The sequence below is a fragment of the Burkholderia vietnamiensis LMG 10929 genome (assembly GCF_000959445.1).
GTDB lineage: Bacteria > Pseudomonadota > Gammaproteobacteria > Burkholderiales > Burkholderiaceae > Burkholderia > Burkholderia vietnamiensis.
This window is the reverse complement of sequence record NZ_CP009631.1, coordinates 2,516,199-2,533,919: the sequence shown is the minus strand read 5'-3', so window position 1 is coordinate 2,533,919 and position 17,721 is coordinate 2,516,199. Positions and strand designations below refer to the sequence as shown.

Annotated in this window: 21 protein-coding genes and 2 tRNA genes; 15 read left to right on the top strand and 8 right to left on the bottom strand. The window is 66.4% G+C overall.

Translation table 11 applies throughout. From position 1 onward, the window contains the following. Window positions 1-8: 8 nt before the first annotated feature. The 3 genes from aat to AK36_RS21450 form a co-directional block, all read right to left on the bottom strand. On the bottom strand, window positions 9-773 hold the full coding sequence (gene aat, locus AK36_RS21460) for a leucyl/phenylalanyl-tRNA--protein transferase (protein WP_014722964.1): 765 nt from the start codon (window positions 771-773) through the stop codon (window positions 9-11). Between the two features lie 11 nt (window positions 774-784). Then, window positions 785-1,330, bottom strand: a complete 546-nt coding sequence (locus AK36_RS21455; protein ID WP_011884676.1) for an NUDIX hydrolase — start codon at window positions 1,328-1,330, stop codon at window positions 785-787. A 160-nt stretch (window positions 1,331-1,490) separates the two neighbouring features. Further along, a tRNA-Met gene (locus AK36_RS21450) sits at window positions 1,491-1,567 on the bottom strand. Between the two features lie 213 nt (window positions 1,568-1,780). Between AK36_RS21450 and AK36_RS21445 the strand changes: the two genes are divergently transcribed. Genes AK36_RS21445 through AK36_RS21435 form a run of 3 tightly spaced genes read left to right on the top strand, consistent with a single transcriptional unit; the run spans window position 1,781 to window position 3,812 of the window. Continuing rightward, window positions 1,781-2,278 (top strand): heme-degrading domain-containing protein, encoded by a 498-nt coding sequence (locus AK36_RS21445; protein ID WP_045579140.1) that lies wholly within the window; start codon window positions 1,781-1,783, stop codon window positions 2,276-2,278. A gap of 9 nt (window positions 2,279-2,287) precedes the next feature. Further along, the gene (locus AK36_RS21440; protein ID WP_371464602.1) at window positions 2,288-2,620 is read left to right on the top strand and encodes a DMT family transporter; all 333 of its coding nucleotides are present in this window, start codon (window positions 2,288-2,290) and stop codon (window positions 2,618-2,620) included. A 31-nt stretch (window positions 2,621-2,651) separates the two neighbouring features. Further along, a complete protein-coding gene (locus tag AK36_RS21435; RefSeq protein ID WP_045579139.1) occupies window positions 2,652-3,812 on the top strand; it encodes an enoyl-CoA hydratase/isomerase family protein in 1,161 nt (386 codons plus the stop codon). A gap of 130 nt (window positions 3,813-3,942) precedes the next feature. Here the strand turns inward: AK36_RS21435 and AK36_RS21430 are convergent, their stop codons facing one another. Continuing rightward, the gene (locus AK36_RS21430) at window positions 3,943-4,371 is read right to left on the bottom strand and encodes a hypothetical protein (RefSeq protein ID WP_014722967.1); all 429 of its coding nucleotides are present in this window, start codon (window positions 4,369-4,371) and stop codon (window positions 3,943-3,945) included. Between the two features lie 341 nt (window positions 4,372-4,712). Between AK36_RS21430 and ssuD the strand changes: the two genes are divergently transcribed. The 8 genes from ssuD to AK36_RS21390 all read left to right on the top strand — a co-directional run bounded on the left by ssuD (window position 4,713) and on the right by AK36_RS21390 (window position 9,838). After that, a complete protein-coding gene (gene ssuD, locus AK36_RS21425; protein WP_011884686.1) occupies window positions 4,713-5,870 on the top strand; it encodes an FMNH2-dependent alkanesulfonate monooxygenase in 1,158 nt (385 codons plus the stop codon). 16 nt (window positions 5,871-5,886) lie between these two features. Next, window positions 5,887-6,696 (top strand): aliphatic sulfonate ABC transporter permease SsuC, encoded by an 810-nt coding sequence (ssuC, locus tag AK36_RS21420; protein WP_014722970.1) that lies wholly within the window; start codon window positions 5,887-5,889, stop codon window positions 6,694-6,696. Next, the gene (locus AK36_RS21415; protein WP_045579138.1) at window positions 6,693-7,658 is read left to right on the top strand and encodes an ATP-binding cassette domain-containing protein; all 966 of its coding nucleotides are present in this window, start codon (window positions 6,693-6,695) and stop codon (window positions 7,656-7,658) included. Before ssuC ends, AK36_RS21415 begins: the two co-directional genes overlap by 4 nt. A 55-nt stretch (window positions 7,659-7,713) precedes the next feature. Then, complete coding sequence (locus AK36_RS21410; protein ID WP_006400187.1) at window positions 7,714-7,929, top strand: TOBE domain-containing protein; 216 nt, start codon at window positions 7,714-7,716, stop codon at window positions 7,927-7,929. A gap of 143 nt (window positions 7,930-8,072) precedes the next feature. Next, window positions 8,073-8,270, top strand: a complete 198-nt coding sequence (locus tag AK36_RS21405; protein ID WP_011884695.1) for a hypothetical protein — start codon at window positions 8,073-8,075, stop codon at window positions 8,268-8,270. 55 nt (window positions 8,271-8,325) lie between these two features. Further along, on the top strand, window positions 8,326-8,580 hold the full coding sequence (locus AK36_RS21400; RefSeq protein WP_011884697.1) for a hypothetical protein: 255 nt from the start codon (window positions 8,326-8,328) through the stop codon (window positions 8,578-8,580). A 136-nt stretch (window positions 8,581-8,716) separates the two neighbouring features. After that, window positions 8,717-9,703, top strand: a complete 987-nt coding sequence (gene dusA / locus AK36_RS21395) for a tRNA dihydrouridine(20/20a) synthase DusA (protein ID WP_014722972.1) — start codon at window positions 8,717-8,719, stop codon at window positions 9,701-9,703. A gap of 59 nt (window positions 9,704-9,762) precedes the next feature. After that, window positions 9,763-9,838 (top strand) — tRNA-His (locus AK36_RS21390). A 402-nt stretch (window positions 9,839-10,240) separates the two neighbouring features. Here AK36_RS21390 and AK36_RS21385 read toward each other — a convergent pair. Beyond that, window positions 10,241-10,969, bottom strand: coding sequence for a lysozyme inhibitor LprI family protein (locus AK36_RS21385; protein ID WP_045579472.1), 729 nt, complete (start codon window positions 10,967-10,969; stop codon window positions 10,241-10,243). Window positions 10,970-11,616: 647 nt separating this feature from the next. On the opposite strand from AK36_RS21385, the gene AK36_RS21380 reads away from it, so the two are divergent. Continuing rightward, the gene (locus AK36_RS21380; protein ID WP_011884703.1) at window positions 11,617-13,056 is read left to right on the top strand and encodes a PAS domain-containing sensor histidine kinase; all 1,440 of its coding nucleotides are present in this window, start codon (window positions 11,617-11,619) and stop codon (window positions 13,054-13,056) included. Window positions 13,057-13,134: 78 nt separating this feature from the next. Here the strand turns inward: AK36_RS21380 and AK36_RS21375 are convergent, their stop codons facing one another. Further along, window positions 13,135-13,599, bottom strand: a complete 465-nt coding sequence (locus AK36_RS21375; protein WP_011884706.1) for a plasmid fertility inhibition factor family protein — start codon at window positions 13,597-13,599, stop codon at window positions 13,135-13,137. A 484-nt stretch (window positions 13,600-14,083) separates the two neighbouring features. Continuing rightward, entirely contained in the window at window positions 14,084-14,827 is a 744-nt protein-coding gene (locus tag AK36_RS21370; RefSeq protein ID WP_045579137.1) for a DUF695 domain-containing protein, read from the bottom strand. A gap of 120 nt (window positions 14,828-14,947) precedes the next feature. On the opposite strand from AK36_RS21370, the gene AK36_RS21365 reads away from it, so the two are divergent. Then, window positions 14,948-15,256, top strand: a complete 309-nt coding sequence (locus AK36_RS21365; RefSeq protein WP_034193095.1) for a hypothetical protein — start codon at window positions 14,948-14,950, stop codon at window positions 15,254-15,256. Window positions 15,257-15,526: 270 nt separating this feature from the next. Continuing rightward, window positions 15,527-16,000 (top strand): VOC family protein, encoded by a 474-nt coding sequence (locus AK36_RS21360; protein WP_014722977.1) that lies wholly within the window; start codon window positions 15,527-15,529, stop codon window positions 15,998-16,000. 95 nt (window positions 16,001-16,095) lie between these two features. On the opposite strand, the gene AK36_RS21355 is transcribed toward AK36_RS21360, so the two are convergent. Next, window positions 16,096-17,067, bottom strand: a complete 972-nt coding sequence (locus AK36_RS21355) for a GGDEF domain-containing protein (RefSeq protein WP_011884713.1) — start codon at window positions 17,065-17,067, stop codon at window positions 16,096-16,098. 274 nt (window positions 17,068-17,341) lie between these two features. Between AK36_RS21355 and AK36_RS21350 the strand changes: the two genes are divergently transcribed. After that, entirely contained in the window at window positions 17,342-17,563 is a 222-nt protein-coding gene (locus AK36_RS21350) for a hypothetical protein (RefSeq protein WP_045579136.1), read from the top strand. Window positions 17,564-17,721 lie beyond the last annotated feature (158 nt).

Here is a 17,721-nt window from a genome sequence, read left to right as displayed (position 1 = left end):
GTGCCGCGCTAGCGCTCGATCCCACGAGGGGCCGCCGCTCCGGCGGGGCCCGTCAGCGCGGCGAGCGCGCGCTTGTCGAACTGCCACGGAATCGGCGGTTCGGCCACCGCGCGGCGCACGTGAGCGACAAAGGCCTTGCGTGCGATCTCGCGGCCGCCGAGCGACGCTAGATGCGACGTATTCTGCTGGCAGTCTATCATTTCCAGCCCCTGGTCGCGAAGGTGTGCGACCAGCGTCGCCAGCGCGATTTTCGATGCGTCGGTGGCATCCGCGTACATCGATTCGCCGAAGAACATCCGTCCGAACGCGACGCCGTAGAGGCCGCCCACCCGCCGGCCGTCGTGCCACGTCTCGATGCTGTGCGCGTTGCCCGAGCGGTGGAGCGACGTGTACGCGTCGATGATCTCCGCGGTGATCCACGTGCCGCGCTGACCGCGGCGCGGCGCCTGCGCGCAGGCGCGCATCACGCCGGCAAAATCGTGATCGACGCGCACTTCCCATGCGGCGTCGCGCAGCACGCGCTTGAGCGTTTTGCGCAGCGACGGCGACACCTTGAATTCCGCCGGCGCGAGAATCATCCGCGGATCGGGGCTCCACCACAGCACCGGCTGGCCGTCCGAGTACCACGGGAAGATGCCGCGCAGGTAAGCGTCGATCAGCCGCGACGGCAGCAGGTCGGCGCTCGCGGCGAGCAGCCCAGGCGCGCCGGTCGCGGGCCCGAGCGCGCGTTCGACGGGCGGAAACGGATCGTCCGGGTCGAGCCAGGGGACCATGGGGCGCGGGCTCAGCCGGTGCGCAGCGAGCGGAAGATATCGCCGGTATGCACGCCGTAGTCGCCGGCGGCGCGATCGGCGAAGAAGAAACGCAGCGTCTGGCTGACGGTCGGGAACGCGATCTCGTCCCACGGGATGTCGGCTTCGTCGAACAGCTTCACTTCGAGGCTTTCCTCGCCGGCCTCGTAGTCGGGATCGATGAGCCGCGCCAGATAGAACAGGTGGACCTGGTGCACGTGCGGCACGTTGAGCAGCGTGAACAGGTTCTGTATCTCGACGCGCGCGCCGGCTTCCTCGAGCGTTTCGCGTGCGGCGGCCTCGGCCGTCGTCTCGCCCATTTCCATGAAGCCCGCGGGCAGCGTCCAGAACCCGTAGCGCGGTTCGATCGCGCGGCGGCACAGCAGCACCTGATCGCCCCAGACCGGCACCGTGCCGACCACGTTGCGCGGATTCTGGTAATGGATCGTGCCGCAGTGATCGCAAACGAAGCGCTCGCGGTTGTCACCCTGAGGAATGCGCGCGATGACTTCGTGGCCGCAGACGGAGCAGAATTTCATGTCGAGTGGAAGGGACGAGGTGATGCGAGTGTATCACCGGGGCCGCGCATTCTCGAACGCCGGCGCGTGTGCGCGGCGCGCGACGAGCAATGCAAGAAACCGGACGCGGAAAAACAAAAAGCCCGGCGCAGAGCCGGGCTTTTTGCATGAATCGGGACGTTGGTTGCGGGGGTAGGATTTGAACCTACGACCTTCGGGTTATGAGCCCGACGAGCTGCCAGACTGCTCCACCCCGCGTCCGTCGAAGAATTGAATTATATGGACTTCCCCAAATGCATGCAAGCACTTTCTGACAATCGCCCTGCACGGCCCATCGCGGGCCGCGCAGGGCGGAGGTTCGGGCGCGTGCGCTAGAATCGCTCGGTTTGCTCGTGTCATTCATGCCGCAGCGCGGCCGTGCGCATCTCGCATCGTCGCCGTTGCAACCCTCACTACTGCCTCGACGGATTCATGGACATCGCTCACGATCTGCAATCGATCGGCGCGCAGGAACAGGCGCTCGTGTTTCCCCAATTCGACCCCGCGCGCGCATGGTCGCTCGGCAACCGCATGCATGCGCTCGCGACGGCACGCGGCCATGCGATCGCGATCGACATCGCGACGTTCGGTCAGCCGCTGTTCTTTGCGGCGCTTGCGGGCGCGACGCCCGACAACGCGGACTGGGTGCGCCGCAAGCGCAACGTGGTCGCGCATTTTCGCCGCAGCTCGTATGCGATCGGCCTGCGCATGCAGCAGGCCGGCGCAACGCTCGCGGACAAGCACGGGCTGCCGATCTCCGAATATTCGCTGCACGGCGGCTCGTTTCCGCTGACCGTCGCCGGGGCCGGCGTGATCGGCTCGATCACCGCATCGGGGTTGCCGCAGCGCGCGGATCACGAGTTCGTCGTCGAAGCGCTGTGCGCCGAACTCGGACACGACTATGCGGTGCTGGCACTCGAAAGGAGCTGACCGATGCAACTGCCCGGTTACGCATGGCTCGCGATCGCGATCGTCGCGGAAGTGGTCGGCACATCCGCGCTGCGCGCGGCCGATGGCTTCACGCGCTTCTGGCCGTCGGCGCTGGTCGTCGCGGGCTACGGGATCGCGTTCTACTGCCTGTCGCTGACGCTGCGCACGATGCCCGTCGGCATCATCTACGCGGTGTGGTCCGGCGCCGGCATCGTGCTGATCACGCTCGTCGCGATGCTGCTGTATCGCCAGGTGCCCGACGTACCGGCGGTGATCGGCCTCGGGCTGATCGTCTCGGGCGTCGTGGTACTGAACCTGTTCTCGAAGATGCAGGCGCACTGAGCGTGCGCCCGCGATACGCCGGATGACTCACATGACCGATTCCACTTCCCGTTCCGGGCCCGCTGGCGCGGACACGCCTCAGCCCGATGTGCGCGCGTACGTCGCGAACCGCATCGGCTATCTCGAACTGAACCGCCCGAAGGCGCTCAATGCGCTGTCGGTCGGGATGATCCGCCTGATGCAGCAGGCGCTCGACGCGTGGCGCGCCGATCCCGACGTGGTCGCCGTCGTCGTGCACAGCCCGCATCCGCGCGCATTTTGCGCGGGCGGCGACGTGCGCTTCTTCCACGACGCATGGCAACGCGGCGAGCGCGATGCGATCGACACGTTCTTCATCGACGAATACACGCTCAACCATACGATCTTCACGTATCCGAAACCGTATATCGCGCTGATGCACGGCGTTGTGATGGGCGGCGGCATGGGCATCTCGCAGGCCGCGCGCCATACCGGCGGCCTGCGGGTCGTGACCGATTCGACCAGGATGGCGATGCCCGAGACGCGCATCGGCCTGTTCCCGGACGTCGGTATGAGCTGGTTTCTCGCGCGCACGCCCGGCGCGATCGGCCGCTACCTCGCGGTGACGGGCGCGACGCTCGATGCGGCCGGCGCGTTGTACGCGCAGCTCGCCGACGTCTATCTGCCCGATGCGACGCTGCCCGCGCTGCTCGATACGCTGCGCAGCGCGCGCCTCGACAGCGGCGCGCACGCAGTGCAATGCGTGATCGACGCGGCCGCCGCGCACCGCGTCGTGCCGACGCCCGATACGTCGGCGCTCGCCGCCGCGCGCGCCGGCATCGACCGCCATTTCGCGCAGCCCGACCTCGGCGCGATCCTCGCGTCGCTCGACGCGGCGCGCGACGGCGCGGCCGTCGACGGATGGGTCGCGCAGGCCGCCGATGCGATGCGCAGCCAGTTGTCGCCGCTGTCGATGGCCGTGTCGCTCGAGGTCGTCGAGCGCGCGCGCGATGCGACGATGGCCGATTGCCTGCGGCGCGACCTCGACCTCACGCGCTCGACGTTCGCGCACGGCGACGTGATCGAAGGCGTCAGGGCCTTGATCGTCGACAAGGACCACCAGCCGGTGTGGCGCTTCAAGTCGATCGACGCGCTCGATCGCGCGCACGTCGTCGCGATGTTCGACAGCCCGTGGACGCCCGACACCCATCCGCTGCGCGACCTCGAGGACTGATCGCGAGCGTCACGCGATCGCTTCAAAAACAAAAGAGGCCGCGTGCAGATGCACGCGGCCTCTTTGCGTTGCGGATAGCGGTTCGGCCGCGTCGCGGCCGCAACGCCGTCCGCGCTGCGGACGGGCGCGCTTACTCGTCGCCGGCGTCGTCCGACATGAACGCGCGCATGAACACGAGCGCGCCGAATCCCCACACCGCGTTGGTCGCGAAACCGGCTGCGAGCACGGGCATCATGTTGCCCGACGGCCAGATGCCGCGCAGCGGATCGATCGCGAACACGCGCGCCGCGGTCAACACGATGCCGCCGAATACCAGTGCGCCGATCCACGGTGCTTCGCGATCCGGCGACACGCGCAGCAGCCACGCCATCGGCACCGCACAGCACGCGCTGATCAGCGCGTTCGCGACGAATTCAGGAATACCGAGCGGCGCGAACGGTTGCGTCGAGAAGCCGGCGGCGGCGATCAGATCGGCCGTATGCAGCAGCGCGAGCGTCGCTTCGCGGAAGAACAGGGCGGCCAGGAAGCCGGACAGGAACGGCAGGATCAGTTTCTGCATCGATGAGTGCATTGCAGGCGTGCACGACGCAAGCCGGGCGCGCGAAGTTGTTCGGAGAGATCCGTCATTATAGGGGCCGGTCGACGCGATATTCGCTGCAGCGTCGCGCTAATCACGAAAGCGGAAAACCTAAGCTCAAAAAAATCGTTCCTAAGCCCTGTAGCGATCCATAGACTGATTTCCCGGAATCAGCCGTGCAGTGGCGCTCTCGCGAGCGGCACGATCAGGCCGGCGAGCCATCCCGATTTGAATGCACACCATGCATGCGCCGCGTAATCGCGATGCATGCAGGGGCGCCTTTTGTCCGAATTCCGGCACGAACAGTCAAGCAGGAGCAGCAGATGAACGTTTTCTGGTTTATTCCCACGCACGGCGACAGCCGATACCTCGGCACGACCGAAGGCGCGCGCGCAGCGGACTACGACTATTTCAAGCAGATCGCCGTCGCCGCCGATACGCTCGGCTACGAAGGCGTGCTGCTGCCCACGGGCCGTTCCTGCGAGGATGCGTGGGTCGTCGCGTCGAGCCTGATCCCGGCGACGCAGCGTCTGAAGTTCCTCGTCGCGATCCGTCCCGGCATCGCGTCGCCGGGGCTGTCGGCGCGGATGGCCGCGACGTTCGACCGGCTGTCGGGCGGCCGGCTGCTGATCAACGTCGTGACGGGCGGCGACTCCGCCGAGCTCGAAGGCGACGGCCTGTTCGCCGATCACGACACGCGCTACGAAATCACCGACGACTTCCTGAACATCTGGCGCGGGCTGCTCACCGCGTCGCACGACAACGGCGGCTTCGACTATATCGGCAAGCATCTGCAGTCGAAGGGCGGCAAGGCGCTGTATCCGCCCGTGCAACGGCCGCATCCGCCGCTGTGGTTCGGTGGCTCGTCGCCGGCCGCGCATGCGATCGCAGCCGACCACATCGACACCTATCTCACCTGGGGCGAACCACCCGAGGCCGTCGCGAAGAAGATCGCCGACATCCGCGCCCGCGCCGACGCGCGCGGCCGCAAGATCAAGTTCGGCATCCGCCTGCACGTGATCGTGCGCGAGACCGAGGACGAAGCGTGGCGCGACGCGGAGCGCCTGATCAGCCGTCTCGACGACGAGACGATCGCCCGCGCGCAGCAGGTGTTCGCGAACATGGATTCGGAAGGGCAACGCCGGATGGCTGCGCTGCACGGCGGCAAGCGCGGCGGCCGCGACACGCTCGAGGTGTATCCGAACCTGTGGGCCGGCGTCGGCCTCGTGCGCGGCGGCGCGGGAACGGCGCTCGTCGGCAATCCGCAGCAGGTCGCGGAACGCATGCGCGAATACGCGGATCTCGGCATCGAGACGTTCATCCTGTCCGGCTATCCGCATCTCGAGGAGTCGTACCGTTTCGCGGAACTCGTGTTCCCGCTGATCAAGAGCAGCGGCGCGAAGCGGGCGTCCGGTCCGCTGTCCGGGCCGTTCGGCGAGATCGTCGGCAACAACTATCTGCCGAAGGCGAGCCAAAGTTGAACGAAGGAGGCTGGCGATGACAACGAAAACCTCCGTGACCGCCGCCGTCGCCGCCCGCGCGTGGCGCGGCGTCGCGCCGTGGCTCGTGCCGCTCGCGCTGTTGGCCGGGTGGGAGATCGGCGCGCGCGCCGGCTGGCTGTCGACCCGCGTGCTGCCCGAACCGGTGGCGGTGGTGCGCGCCGCATGGTCGCTCGTGACGTCGGGCGAAATGTGGGCGAACGTCAAGGTCAGCACGTGGCGCGCGCTGTTCGGCTTCGCGATCGGCGGCGGCGTCGGCCTGGCGCTCGGCCTCGCGACCGGTCTGTCGAAGGCGGCGGAGGTCGCGCTCGATTCGACGATCCAGATGATCCGCAACATCCCGGCGCTCGCGATGATTCCGCTCGTGATCCTGTGGTTCGGCATCGACGAGAAGGCGAAGCTGTTCCTCGTCGCGCTCGGCGTGTTCTTCCCGATCTACATCAACACGTATCACGGGATCCGCTCGGTCGACGCGAACCTGATCGAGATGGCGAAGAGCTACGGCGTGCGCGGCTTCGCGCTGTATCGCGACGTGATCCTGCCCGGCGCATTGCCGTCGATCCTCGTGGGCGTGCGCTTCGCGCTCGGGCTGATGTGGGTGATGCTGATCGTCGCGGAAACGATCTCCGCGCAATCGGGCATCGGCTACATGACGATGAACGCGCGCGAATTCCTGCAAACCGATGTGGTGGTGGTCGGCATCCTGCTGTACGCGGTGCTCGGCAAGCTGGCCGACGTGCTCGCGAAATGGATCGAGCGCGTGACGCTGCGCTGGCACCCCGCTTATCAACCCGGAGCAAAGGCATGAATGCGACGACTTCGGCGGCGGCCTACGGCGCGCTCGCCGGCGCAGACCTCGAGGCCGAGCTGGCACACGCGCGCGTGACCGACGATGACGCGCGCGACGCGGCGCTCGCCGAGCGGGACGGCCGCGCATCGGTGGTCCCGATCGCGCCGCGCCGCGCGGGCAATCCGTCACGGGACGATGCGGTGACGCTGTCGGGCGTCAGCAAGCGGTTCGGTGCGCGCACCGTGCTCGATGACGTCGAACTCGGCATCGCGCGCGGCAGCTTCGTGGCGATCGTCGGTCGCAGCGGCTGCGGGAAATCGACGCTGCTGCGTCTCGTCGCGGGGCTCGACGCGCCGAGCAGCGGCACGCTCGCGACGCACGGCGACGGCGGCGGCGCGCTCGACACGCGGATCATGTACCAGGACGCGCGCCTGCTGCCGTGGAAGACCGTGCTGCAGAACGTGATGCTTGGCCTCGGCCGCGGCCGAGAGGCGCGCGAGCGGGCGCGTGCGGTGCTCGACGAAGTCGGACTGCTGGAGCGCGCGAACGACTGGCCGGCCCAGCTGTCGGGCGGCCAGCGGCAACGCGTCGCGCTGGCCCGTGCGCTCGTGCACCGGCCGCAGTTGCTGCTGCTCGACGAGCCGCTCGGCGCGCTCGACGCGCTCACCCGCATCGAAATGCATGCGCTGATCGAGCGCTTGTGGCGCGAGCACCGGTTCACCGCGCTGCTCGTCACGCACGACGTGCAGGAAGCCGTCGCGCTCGGCGACCGGATCCTGCTGATCGAGCAGGGGCGCGTCGCGCTCGATCAGCCCGTGCCGCTCGAGCGGCCGCGTGCGCGCGCGTCGGCGGCGTTCGCGGCGCTCGAGGACCGCGTGCTGCAACGCGTGCTCGCCGGCGGGCCGGGCGGTGCCGATCCGCACGCAGCACGCGACGACGATTACGTACGACCGGCCGCGCAGATTCGCTGGGCCGTTTAAACGCGGGCGGCTGAGGCCGCCCGTCCCTGGACTTTCCATTCGGAGCGATTACCCGATGAGCATCACTGCAATCAACGTACGTAACCAGTTCAAAGGCAAGGTGAAGGAGATCATCCGCGGGCCGGTGGTGTCGGAAGTCGACGTCGAGACGCCGTTCGGCATCGTCACGTCGGTGATCACCACGCGCTCGGTCGACGAACTCGAACTGAAGGTCGGCGCGGAAGTCGTTGCGCTCGTCAAGTCGACCGAGGTGTCGATCGCGCGCCTCTGAGCCGGTTTGCCGTGCCGGCGCGCGGGTGGGGCGGTTGCCGGTCCGCGCGGCGGCGGGCGGCGGGTTCAGCCCGCGTTTGCCTCGGTATTCGCCGTCCGGACGAAGTGCTAGGATGGAGCGACACCGATGCCGGAGGCCAACGCATGACCCCCATCCTTTCTCCCGAAGCCATCGAGGCGCTGAAGTGGATCGACCAGTTCGGCGACAGCCGGCCGGTGCCCGCCGCGTTCGACGACGTGGTGTATGCGTTGCTGAACGAAGGGCTGATCTACCAGGCGGCAGCCGGGCGCGTCGATCTGACCGCCGACGGCCGATCCGTTTTGTCCAACGAATACGATTGAGCGCGCGTCGCCGGCCGCCGCGGCGGCCAGGCGCCGTGGCGCGACGGAGCCAGCGATGGAACCGACGGGCAGCGATCTCGGCGATTTCAGCGAGCCGTACCGAGGCTATGAGATCGAGGTGAAGACCGAGCAGGTGTGGGACGGCGAGCACGCGCACTACCGCGTGCTGCAGGACGCCGTCGTGCGGATCGACTGGCGGCTCGTGAAAGTCGACGGGATGCTGCTGACCGAACGACGTGTGATCGAGCGCGTGCTCGACGAGGCGCGGCGCGCGGTGGACGTCGAACTCGGCGGCGGCGCGGCCGCGTAGCCTCGTTACGGTGGCCGGCGCGGCCGTGCGGCCCGCGTTGCGGTAAAATCACGGGTTGCCTTTCGCGCTGCTTGCTGCCCCGAATTCCATGTCCGCACCGTCTACGCTTCCTCCCCGCCGCGTTTCCGTGGCGCCCATGCTTGACTGGACCGATCGTCATTGCCGCTCGTTCCATCGCACGCTGACGCGCGACACGTGGCTGTATACGGAAATGATCACGACGGGCGCGCTGCTGTTCGGCGACGCGCAGCGGCATCTCGCGTTCACGCCGAACGAATCGCCGGTCGCGCTGCAACTCGGCGGCAGCGAACCGGACGATCTCGCCCGCGCAGCGAAGCTCGGCGAGCAGTGGGGCTACGACGAGATCAACCTGAATTGCGGGTGCCCGTCCGAGCGCGTGCAGCGCGGCGCATTCGGTGCGTGCCTGATGAACGAGCCGCAACTCGTCGCCGACTGCGTGAAGGCGATGCGCGATGCGGTGTCGGTGCCCGTGACGGTCAAGCACCGGATCGGGGTCGACGCAGTGGAGGACTATGCATTTGTGCGCGACTTCGTCGGCACGGTTGCGCAGGCAGGCTGCGACACGTTCATCGTGCATGCCCGCAATGCGATCCTGAAAGGGCTGTCGCCGAAGGAGAACCGCGAGATCCCGCCGCTCAAGTACGACTATGCGTATCGGCTGAAGCGCGATTTCCCGGCGCTGGAGATCGTGATCAACGGCGGGATCAAGACGCTCGACGAGGTGGCGGAGCATCTCGAGCACGTTGACGGCGTGATGCTCGGCCGCGAGGCGTATCACAACCCGTACGTGCTCGCGGGCGTCGATGCGCGCTTTTACGGATCGACTGCGCCGGCGCCGACGCGCGAAGAGGCCGAGGCGAAGCTGATCGAATATTGCGCGGCGGAGTTGAAGCGCGGCACCTATCTCGGCGCGATCGTCCGGCACGCGCTCGGGCTGTATCGCGGTGTCGCGGGCGCACGTGGCTGGCGGCGCGTGCTGTCGGACAACAAGAAGCTCGCGCGCGGCGATCTGAGCGTGTTCGACGAGGCGCGCACGCATCTGAACGACGCTATCGAAAATTTTGAAAAAAATGCTTTGCAAGATGGAAAAGTGTTCGTATAATCTTGTTCTTCGCTGCTGAACACGAAACGAAACAGCGAAGACGCAAAGCAGTATCAGTGGTGGCTGTAGCTCAGTTGGTAGAGTCCAGGATTGTGATTCCTGTTGTCGTGGGTTCGAGTCCCATCAGCCACCCCAAAGAATTCCTAGCGGTATCAAGTCGTTGAAACGGCACTGTCCTGAAAGACAGTGCCGTTTTTGTTTTGGCATTCCCGAATTGGGAATTGCGCGCGGTAACGCTTTACGAGCTATGTGAAGTCGCAGGGGCGGGCAGCCGTCGCCGGACGCATGCCGATCCCGCAACGCACTGGGTCCGCCTTTGCCGGGTCACGAATACGTGCGCCGGCTCCCAGTGCCGAGTCCGTCGCGCGGCAGCGGTGCGCTGCCGGAAACGGCTCGCGGCCGAGCAGTCGCTTCTCGTCGCGCCGTTGAAGCCGCGCGCGTCAGCCGACGCAAGCCACCCGAACCCGGCCCGGGACCCGCGGCGAACCCAGACAGCGTCCCTCATCGAGCGGAGTTTGACCCGCGGCGGTCGCCGTCCTAGTTGTCTTGAACGGCCGCGTCACCGGTCTGGGCAATCTTGGATAGCACGCGCTTCTGATATGCATACCAGGACATCAGGCAGTCTTTATCGCGGCAATTTTTTTCTCGAAAGTTCCATTGCCGCCTCGTTCTATTATTGAACGCCGTTTTGTCTACCGCGGCCTCCTTGGCCTGACGGTACGTGTCGGCGAGGTCGCGGTCAGCTGCCGCCAAATCCGGATCGTGACAGATCAGAAACTCTGGAATCGACTTCGCCTTGCTGCAGTCGAAGCTCGTTTGCTGGACGGGGCCGTTGGCAGAGTCATACTGAGCGTCGGTGGCGGGTGTGGTCGTGGTCGGTGGTTGCAGCACTTGCGATGACGATGTTGCACCGACCGGAGCCTGGCTCACGGTCTGACTTGGCGCTCTCTGGCCGAACGGAATCAGTTGCCCGGCTACGGCATCTTCCACCATTCCATTCAACAGGGATCCCGGCGCAACACGTATGGTTTCCGTCTTTACCACCATATCTCCGGCCATAGTCTGCGATTTTGCGAATTCACAGGGCGCTTGACACGCGACGCGCGTCGAGAAATTCGGATTATCTTCGTCGATCAACAGCAGGATGTACGTGCCGTCGCGAAGGCCGACGTATCGCATCATGACCAAAGGCTTGGCCGTCTTTCCGGCACGAATATCATCTTCGCTTAGGCCCGGCTCGTAACCATAAGTCCCGTCCTGATTGATGGCGTAATTGTGCCGAGGCGCGGGCGGGGCAGTGATGGTCGTTTGCGTCGGAGAAACCTGAGAGGCCGGGGCAGTGTCACTGGCCGCGGCAGGTGCCGCCGTTGTGGTTTGCGAATTAGTGTTGTCCTGCTTCGAATTACATCCCGCGAGAGCTGCAACGACAAGCAGCACAGGGCCAATATGTTTCATGGTCTTCCTCGTTTCTTGTTTGATTTAGTATTTCCATTGCGACTAGCAGATTTCGCTGCACGCACATGCGCCTAAGGTGCGCTTGCGAGTCGATCATGTCAGTCGGCCGCGGGCATCGCAAGCGGCCCATCGCATAGCCGAGCCCGGTACCTACGGTCTGGTTCAAGGTTATTTGTTTTGTTAACTAATTTGATGCTAAATCAGTATGCCGGTGTTGACTTGGATCAGTCGGTGGCTGAAGGTGTCAAATCAGCGTTTTTTTCTGATGGACACAAACGGGGAAGCAGCACGATCGCTTTTGGCGCCCCTATTTTCAGCATGATTACCGCCGCAATATCACCGCCGATTCGACCGCGGTTTATTCTGTCGATATCCGACACAAGGTTTATGGAGGAACGAGCGCCTTGGAATATGCCGAAAACGGACCGAACGGCGGGCACCCGAGCGAGGCGATCGCCATGGTTTCAGCGGAGGAGCGCTACCGCTCGCTGGTCGACGCAATCCGCGACTATGCGATTTTTCTGCTGGACCCGACTGGCCATGTCGCCAGCTGGAACGCCGGCGCGGAGCGTATCAAAGGCTATCGCGCCGACGAGATCATCGGCCAGCACTTCTCGGTCTTTTACCCATCCGACGCGCAACAGCGCGGCTATCCGGCGGAAGAACTCGCTCGCGCCGTCACGCTCGGACGCTGGGAGGACGAAGGGTGGCGCATACGCCGCGATGGTTCGAGGTTCTGGGCCAACGTCGTCATTACGCCGCTGCGAGACCGCGACGGCATGCTGGTCGGCTTCGCGAAAGTCACGCGCGACCTGACCGAGCGCCGCAGCAATGAAGAGAGACTGCGTCAGAGCGAAGAGCGCTTGCGTTTGCTGATGGACGCGGTCGAGGATGCCGTTTTCATGCTCGACCCGGACGGTCACATCACCAGCTGGAACGCCGGTGCGAAGCGGCTCAAAGGTTTCGAACCGGCGGAGATCATCGGCCACCACGTGTCGCGTTTCTATCCGGCGGAAGACATCGCGGCGCGCAAGCCGGAGAGGGAACTGGCGACCGCGGCCGCACAGGGCCGGGTGGAGGACGAGGGCTGGCGGCTGCGCAAAGACGGATCGCGTTTCTGGGCCAACGTCGTGATTACGGCGGTCTACGGTCCGGCCGGCAAATTGCTGGGCTTCGCGAAAGTTACGCGCGACATGACCGAGCGTAATCGCCTGAAGCAACTGGAGTACGCAAGCGAACTCGCGGCGCGTATCGAGACGGCTCGCGAGGAAGAAAAGAAGCGGATCTCGCGAGAACTGCACGACGACCTCGGCCAACAGCTGACGGCGCTGAAGATGGGCCTGAACAGGCTCGTGACGCAGGATGACGCGACGCCGAGTGCCCAAGCGGCCCAGCTCGCCGACAGCATGCGCGCCGCGCTCGACCGCGCGATCCTGTCGGTGCGACGCTTGTCGGCCGGTTTGCGGCCGGCGATCCTGGACGATCTCGGCCTGCTTCCCGCGCTCGAGTGGCTGGTGGACGACTTTCGGCAACGCTCCGGCTTGCGGGTGCTGTTCCACACAGAGCGTTGCGATGTGAGATTCACGGACGCCGCGTCGACGGCGTTGTTCCGCATCGTCCAGGAGGCGCTCACGAACATTGCGCGGCACGCATGGAATCCGACCGAAGTCCGGATCGCATTCCGTTGCACGGAATCGCAATGCGACCTGTCGATCGAGGACGACGGCGAGCCGGCCCCGTCAACCGAGCGCCCGCCGGCTGCGGTTCACTCGTCGGGGCTCGCCGGCATTCGCGATCGCGTGCGACGGCTCGGCGGCACGAGCGTCGCGGAGCCTTTACCGTCGCGGGGCTTCGGCATCAGTCTGTCGGTCCCACGCAGATCGGTCACGACCGACTGAGGCCAACGGCACAACGTCGTCGCGCCGTGTTCGCGAACGTCGAGACCGAACCGCCGCCACTGCCGATCCGATCGAGCCTCACATACCGCAATAGCGCGCGAGCAAATCCGCTTCCGTCTCATGCACCTCCACCGGCACGCGCGTCGCGCCCGCGTGCGCCAGATAGCGCGCGCGATGCTGCCCGTTCCGGAACGACGCAACGCCGGTCTTCGACAGACTCGGGATGCCGAGCAGCGTCCGCGGCCTCGTCTCGCGGAACGTGATGAACGGCATGTCCGGAATCCGCGCCTTGTCCGGGTCGAGAAATTCGCGAATGCCGGCCGCCTTGCCGGGCGGCCAGTCCTGAACGGACGGCAGCACGTAATCGGTCGTGTCGCGGTCCGCGCACGCGAGCAGCCGACGCAGGTCGATGGTCACGACGCGATGTCGCGAGTCGTCGGATCCGAATACCCGCTTGAGGTGCGTATAGGCGTAGGCGGCGTGTCCGGGCAACGGAACGATCCAGACGTCGACGCCGTCGTGTTGTGCCTGAGCGAGTGTCATGGTTTGCATCGTATTGCGGTGATTTCTGTGGCTCGACCGTCGCAGTGCGGCGGCCTCCGTCCGCAGCGGAATGCGGCGACAGAGGTCACACGAGCAGCTAACGCGCGATCGCCGCCGCGCCGCGCTCGTCGACGCGTTCGCGATCATTCCGAGAATAACGGCACCGTGCGTCCGGAATTTATTCCCACGAGCGAAATTCACACAAGATTCACGCGGTGCAGCGCGCATCCGGACGCGCCGGCACATCGCGGACGCGGCGCGTGCCGCGCGGAGGGAAACAACGGAATTCGCCGACGAAGGGTGCAAGCGTCGTTGTCGACGAGCGCGATCGACACTGGCGCTTGCCGGTTGCAAGGGTGAGTTGTCGCACAGACGGTTGCGCGCGCCACGATCACAATCCGACGGGTTGACCGTTCTCCCCGGCCCGGTCAACGTTTCCCCGCTCGCTCGTGCAGGAGCGGGGACTTTTTGCAGGCCGGCCCGCTCACCCAGCCTGTTCGACGCTCGTTTCCCAACCGTCGTAGTTGCCGCCGAGCGCGCGCACCTCGCGGTTGATCTCGAGCGTATGGCGCGTGATGTCGGCCAGCGCCATCGTCCCTTCGTGCGCGAAGCGCACGGCCGATTTGCCGTCCTCGGTCGGCGCGACCGATTCGACCAGATAGCCCTTCGACTCGGCCAAGTCGGCGAACTGGTGCGCGTCGCTCGGATCCGGGAAGTAGGCCCAGTGCGCCACGCGCCGGCTCACGTCGCCGACGTCGCCTTTTTGCAGCAGCGCGTCGAGCCCGCGCATGTCGCGCATCAATTGCCAGTCGTCGTCGGTCGGGTAGAGCGTGCGCCAGTAGGTCTCCTTGTCCGGATCCTCGTGGTATGCGTACTGAAGTGCGTAGGCCGTCTGGTCGGCCAGCGCGTCGACGATCCCGGCCGCCGTGTCTTCGTCGAACGACACGTAAAACAGGAAATCCTGGTTGTTGTCGACGGTGATGCGGCCGACCTGCACGCCGTTGCGCCCAGTCACCGCGGCGTCCAGCAGCGTCTCGACGCGCGTGAGTTCGGCGAATTCGTCGCTGCCGGGCAGGCCGTCGGGCGTCGGATGCGCGAGCGCGACGCGCACGCTGAGCAGCGACGTGCGCGGGTCGGTCTCGGCGATTTCCGCGAACGCGTGATTGAAGCTGATGAAAGCCTGATGGTCGCCCATTCTGGCCGGGAAGGTTCCCCAGGCGTCGGTCATGTGTTTCTCCGGTGCACGATGGTCTGTTGACGGTTGCAAAGCGTCTCAATGTATCATCGAAAATCGCGTCGGCCGAAGCCGCGCGCGCGGCCGGTCGCAACCGTTTCGAAGGAGAGGTCGATGTCGATGTTCGCGGTGAATGGTGTCCGAATCGATGTGCGCAGCGCGCGGGTGACACACGTGCGCTGGGCGGCCGTCAACCCAACGGACCGCTCGTGGGCCGCAGCGCCCAGCGAGGCGACGGTCGCGGAGGTCGCCAGCGCGCTCGCCGCCGGCGCCGACGTGTTGGCCGTGTTCGACGAAGCGGACGCAACGGCCGTCGGGCCGAGGTTGAAACGCGTGCTGTACCGCGACGCATCCGAAGGGATCGAGCTCGACATCGACGCGACGAACGAGTCGCGCACGCTGCGCGACCTTCCGCAAATCTGACGGCAACTGCGGCGCGCGCCCGCACTGCGCAGCGCCGCACGACGACCCATCCCGCCGCGGCAGCAAACGCGATGCCGCCGGTCTCCAGCGCGCCGTTGGCGCCGCACCGCGCTCGCTGCCCGCGTACGTTCGTGCCGGTCCGGCACGTCGCAAAAAAATTTCCGAACCGATGTCGATTTCAGTCGAGCCCGTTCGTCGTGTCATCGGCGGCGGATGCATCGCGCGTCCGTCCCGTTTCCGATACGACAACTCACTGAAGGAGCGACACCCATGGCCACGTCCGTCAAACCGATTCCGGAAGGGATGCGCACGCTGACGCCGCACCTGATCTGCGCCGGCGCAACCGCCGCGATCGAGTTCTACACGCGCGCGTTCAACGCCACCGAACGGTTCCGCCTGATGCTGCCCGACGGCCGGCTCGCGCACGCGTGTCTCGCGATCGGCGATTCGGCGCTGATGCTCGTGGATGAAATGCCCGAGCACGGCGCGGTCGGGCCGAAGGCGCTGAAGGGCACGCCGGTCAGTCTGCATCTGTTCGTGCCGAACGTGGATGCGGCCATCGAGCAGGCCGTCGCGGCCGGCGCGACCCTCCGGGTTCCGGCGGCCGACATGTTCTGGGGCGATCGCTACGGTCAGGTCGAGGATCCGTTCGGTCATCGCTGGTCGATCGCGACCCACCAGCGCGATCTGACGCCCGGGCAGATCGCCGAGGCGATGGCCAGCGCGCCGCCTTGCGGCAGCTGACCGCAGCAGGCAGGCCCCGCGGGGCCGACGCAGCGGGCTGAACGCCGCAGCCCCGGCCGCGCGCCGCCGCGGCATCGGCAGCGGCGTGCCGGCGCTCAGCCGCCGGTGGCCTTGCCGCGCCGCTTGTCCTCGTACATGCGCCGGTCGGCCGAATCGAGCAGGTCGGCCACCGTGCGATGACGGGCGGGATCGTAAGCGACGTGGCCGACGCTGAAGCGGATCGCGTAACCGCGCGCGTCGTCCGCGTTGCGCCGCTCGAGCGCCTGCTTCACGCGTTCGATCGGCTCGCCGACGTCGGCCGGGTCGATCGCGCTCAACAGCACGACGAACTCGTCGCCGCCGAGCCGGGCGATCACGTCGCTGTCGCGCAGCGTGCCGGTGAGCGTCTGCGCGAACGCCTTCAGTGCACGGTCGCCTTCCGCATGGCCGCAGCGATCGTTGATCGCCTTGAAACCGTTCAGGTCGAAGAACAGCAGTGCCGCTTGCCGGCCCGTGCGCTCGCACAGGCCGAGCACCTGACGCGCGAGAATCTCGAAGCCGCGCCGGTTTGTCAGTTGCGTCAGCTCGTCGGTGGTCGCGAGATGGAGCGCCGCGATTTCGCGTTCGGTCATGTGGGCGAGATCGCCGAGCAGCGCGAGCTCGTCGGCGCACAGCTCACGCGGCCGCGTATCGATCAGGCACAGCGTGCCGACCGGCGCGCCGTTCGGCGCGGCAAGCGGACGGCCTGCGTAGAAGCGAATGCCGGGCTGGCCGGTGACGAGCGGGTTGTCGTGGAAACGATCGTCGTTGAGCGCGTCCTTGACGACCATCGTGTCGTCCGCGAGCAGCGCATGCGCGCAGAACGACACGTCGCGCGAAGTCTGCGTGGCGTCGAGCCCCGGATGACTCTTGAACCACTGGCGGTCCTCGTCGACGAGGCTCACGACAGCGATCGGCACGTCGAACAGCCGGCGCGCGAGGCGCGTGATGCGGTCGAAGCGTTCTTCGGGCGGCGTGTCGAGAATCGACAATGAATGGAGTGTGGCGAGCCGGGCCGTCTCGTCGGCCGGTTTGGAAGCAATCTGCATGGGTCTTTGTCTCGGGTGCCGGCATGGGCAGCCGGTCATCGAACGAATGTCGCCTCGCGCGGACACGACGTAGCAGGCGGGCGGCGGTTGCTGCCGAAGGCGCGCCGACGAGCGACTGTGAATCAGTATCGCGCATTCTCCATCGCGCCGCCAGAACGGGCTGGGCGCGTCGCATGGTGCCGCGCCGGCGGCCCGAGGTTCGAGCTCTGCGCGCTCAAGCCGCCCGCTGCGAGGCCGTAAACAGGGGCGAGATCAATCGTTCCGCTATCGCCCCATGGTCCGTTTCCTGTATTTAGGGTATCTCGCGTTTGCGCTGTATCTGCTCTATCCGATGGTCCAGAACACGCTGGCCTTCAGTGCGGGCTGTATCGTCGGCGCGCTGCCGGGCGGTGCGCGCGACGTGCCCAAGCCTTCCGCGAGCGACGCGCACGCGCATCCCGGGCGATGTGTCGCGACGGCGCAGAGCGGTGGACACTCTTCTGCCGAGATCCACTGACGTCGCTCGTTCGTACCGGCTGCGCTAGCGTCGTGCGTGCGGGGCTGGCCATTCGGCCAGGTTGATGCGCGCGCCGTCCACGCGGATCATGGACGACGTCGCGGTGCTTGCCGACTGCGGCGTGCGTGAACGGCCACGGCGATCGCGCCGGTGCGGCG

Coding starts and splice junctions, on each gene's coding strand:
- aat (WP_014722964.1), bottom strand. CDS start 773: ATGGTCCCCTGGCTCGACCCGGACGATCCGTTTCCGCCCGTCGAACGC.
- AK36_RS21455 (WP_011884676.1), bottom strand. CDS start 1,330: ATGAAATTCTGCTCCGTCTGCGGCCACGAAGTCATCGCGCGCATTCCT.
- AK36_RS21445 (WP_045579140.1), top strand. CDS start 1,781: ATGGACATCGCTCACGATCTGCAATCGATCGGCGCGCAGGAACAGGCG.
- AK36_RS21435 (WP_045579139.1), top strand. CDS start 2,652: ATGACCGATTCCACTTCCCGTTCCGGGCCCGCTGGCGCGGACACGCCT.
- AK36_RS21430 (WP_014722967.1), bottom strand. CDS start 4,371: ATGCAGAAACTGATCCTGCCGTTCCTGTCCGGCTTCCTGGCCGCCCTG.
- ssuD (WP_011884686.1), top strand. CDS start 4,713: ATGAACGTTTTCTGGTTTATTCCCACGCACGGCGACAGCCGATACCTC.
- ssuC (WP_014722970.1), top strand. CDS start 5,887: ATGACAACGAAAACCTCCGTGACCGCCGCCGTCGCCGCCCGCGCGTGG.
- AK36_RS21415 (WP_045579138.1), top strand. CDS start 6,693: ATGAATGCGACGACTTCGGCGGCGGCCTACGGCGCGCTCGCCGGCGCA.
- AK36_RS21410 (WP_006400187.1), top strand. CDS start 7,714: ATGAGCATCACTGCAATCAACGTACGTAACCAGTTCAAAGGCAAGGTG.
- AK36_RS21405 (WP_011884695.1), top strand. CDS start 8,073: ATGACCCCCATCCTTTCTCCCGAAGCCATCGAGGCGCTGAAGTGGATC.
- AK36_RS21400 (WP_011884697.1), top strand. CDS start 8,326: ATGGAACCGACGGGCAGCGATCTCGGCGATTTCAGCGAGCCGTACCGA.
- dusA (WP_014722972.1), top strand. CDS start 8,717: ATGCTTGACTGGACCGATCGTCATTGCCGCTCGTTCCATCGCACGCTG.
- AK36_RS21380 (WP_011884703.1), top strand. CDS start 11,617: ATGGTTTCAGCGGAGGAGCGCTACCGCTCGCTGGTCGACGCAATCCGC.
- AK36_RS21375 (WP_011884706.1), bottom strand. CDS start 13,599: ATGACACTCGCTCAGGCACAACACGACGGCGTCGACGTCTGGATCGTT.
- AK36_RS21370 (WP_045579137.1), bottom strand. CDS start 14,827: ATGACCGACGCCTGGGGAACCTTCCCGGCCAGAATGGGCGACCATCAG.
- AK36_RS21365 (WP_034193095.1), top strand. CDS start 14,948: ATGTCGATGTTCGCGGTGAATGGTGTCCGAATCGATGTGCGCAGCGCG.
- AK36_RS21360 (WP_014722977.1), top strand. CDS start 15,527: ATGGCCACGTCCGTCAAACCGATTCCGGAAGGGATGCGCACGCTGACG.
- AK36_RS21355 (WP_011884713.1), bottom strand. CDS start 17,067: ATGCAGATTGCTTCCAAACCGGCCGACGAGACGGCCCGGCTCGCCACA.
- AK36_RS21350 (WP_045579136.1), top strand. CDS start 17,342: ATGGTCCGTTTCCTGTATTTAGGGTATCTCGCGTTTGCGCTGTATCTG.